This is a genomic window from Pseudomonas sp. PS02303 (genome assembly GCF_029959925.1).
Taxonomy (GTDB): Bacteria; Pseudomonadota; Gammaproteobacteria; order Pseudomonadales; family Pseudomonadaceae; genus Aquipseudomonas; species Aquipseudomonas mandelii.
In genome coordinates this window covers 1-1,744 of sequence record NZ_JASCOM010000500.1, presented here as the reverse complement: position 1 = coordinate 1,744, position 1,744 = coordinate 1, and the positions used below count along the sequence as shown (strand labels likewise).

Genomic DNA, 1,744 nt, shown 5'->3' with positions numbered 1-1,744 from the left:
CGATAGCGGTGTGTCAGTCAACACATGCAGCAACTGACACTCCGCTATCGCGAGCAGGCTCACTCCTACAGTTGTTTTGTGCCGGTTGGGAGATTGTATATCCGGCCTCACGGCTTATTGGGAATGCCGTACTTGCGCAGTCGATGGGCGATCGCCGTGTGGGAAGTTTGCAGGCGGCTGGCCAGTTGCCGGGTAGAGGGGTAGCTGACGTAGAGTTTTTCCAGCAACGTCTTTTCGAACTCTTCCATCGCCTGCTCCAGGCTATCGACATCGCTGTCACTCTGGCGCGCCACCGAGGTGCCGGCGATGTCGAGGTCGCCGATGTCCACCAGGCTGCTTTCGCAAATCGCCGCCGCACGGAAGATCACGTTCTGCAATTGCCGCACGTTGCCCGGCCAGCGGTTACCCAGCAGTGCAGGATAAGTCCCCGGCGCCAGACGACAGACCGGGCGCTGGATCTGTGCGCAGGCCTGCTGCATGAAATAGCGCGCCAGCAGCAGGATGTCCTGACCGCGTTCGCGCAGGGGCGGGACTTCGACATTCAGGACGTTGAGGCGATAGAACAAGTCTTCGCGGAACGAACCTTCGCTGACCATTTTTTCCAGGTTGCGGTGAGTTGCGCTGAGGATTCGCACATTGACCTTTACCTCGCGATCACCCCCGACTCGCCGGAAGCTGCCGTCATTGAGGAACCTCAGCAACTTCGCCTGCAGGTACGGCGACATTTCACCGATTTCATCGAGAAACACCGTGCCCTGGTTGGCCAGTTCCATCAGCCCCGGTTTGCCGCCCCGTTGCGCACCGGTAAAGGCGCCAGGGGCGTAGCCGAACAGTTCGCTTTCGGCGAGGTTCTCCGGCAATGCGGCGCAGTTCAGCGCCAGGAACGGCGAACCGTGCCGGGCGCTGATGGCGTGGCAGGCCCGCGCCACCAGTTCTTTGCCGGTTCCGGTTTCGCCCTGGATCAGCAACGGCGCATCCAGTGCTGCCACGCGCTGGGCGCGTGCCTTGAGGGTACGGATCGCCGGGGACTCGCCGAGCAATGCGTCGAAACCTTCGGCATGGTCGTGGTGCAGCGCCGAGAGGCGTTCGCCGATGCGGTTCGGTTGATACAAGGTCAGCAGGGCGCCGGCGTCGGTGATCGGGGTGGCATCGAGCAGCAGGGTCTGGCCGTTGACGGTGATCTCGCGCAGCGGCAGGCGGAAGCCGTTTTCGAGTAATACGCCAAGCAGCGCCGGGTCGGCAAACAGATCGGCGACGCTTTCACCGGCCGGTTCGCGACCATACAACGCGATCAGCGCCGGGTTGGCCAGCAGCACTTTGCCGTCACTGTCCAGGGCCAGCACCGGGTCGGTCATGGCGGCGAGCAGCGCATCGAGCTGCAAGTGCCGCCGTTGCCCCGGAAGGATGTCGACCACCGTCATCGCTTGCACGCCGCGCACGCTGAGCAACGCATCGCGCAGCTCTTCGAGCACTTCCGGGCTCAGGGTCGGAGCGTCGATGTACACGTTGGGCGGGACCATTTCCACCGCATCCAGATTGAGATTGCGCCCACCGAGCAGGGCCAGGACTTCCTGGGTAATGCCGACGCGGTCGATGAAGCTGACGTGGATACGCATGGGGCGGTTTTCAATCTGGCGAGCGGAGGGGGGCAAGTATGCCTTGGGGCGGGTCTCAGGTGAAATGCACGTGTTCAACCTGCAGGAGCGAGGCTTGCCCGCGAAGGGCCATCAAGACCGCTAAAAGC

1 protein-coding gene is annotated in these 1,744 nt (G+C 62.8%); it reads right to left on the bottom strand.

Going from position 1 to position 1,744, the window contains the following annotated elements; genetic code table 11:
* Positions 1 to 107: 107 nt before the first annotated feature.
* Positions 108 to 1,616, bottom strand: coding sequence for a sigma-54-dependent transcriptional regulator (locus QMX98_RS34470; RefSeq protein ID WP_077748702.1), 1,509 nt, complete (start codon positions 1,614 to 1,616; stop codon positions 108 to 110).
* Between the last annotated feature and the right edge of the window lie 128 nt (positions 1,617 to 1,744).

Excerpts from the sequence above, each read along its gene's own strand:
- QMX98_RS34470 (WP_077748702.1), bottom strand. The coding sequence starts at position 1,616 with ATGCGTATCCACGTCAGCTTCATCGACCGCGTCGGCATTACCCAGGAA.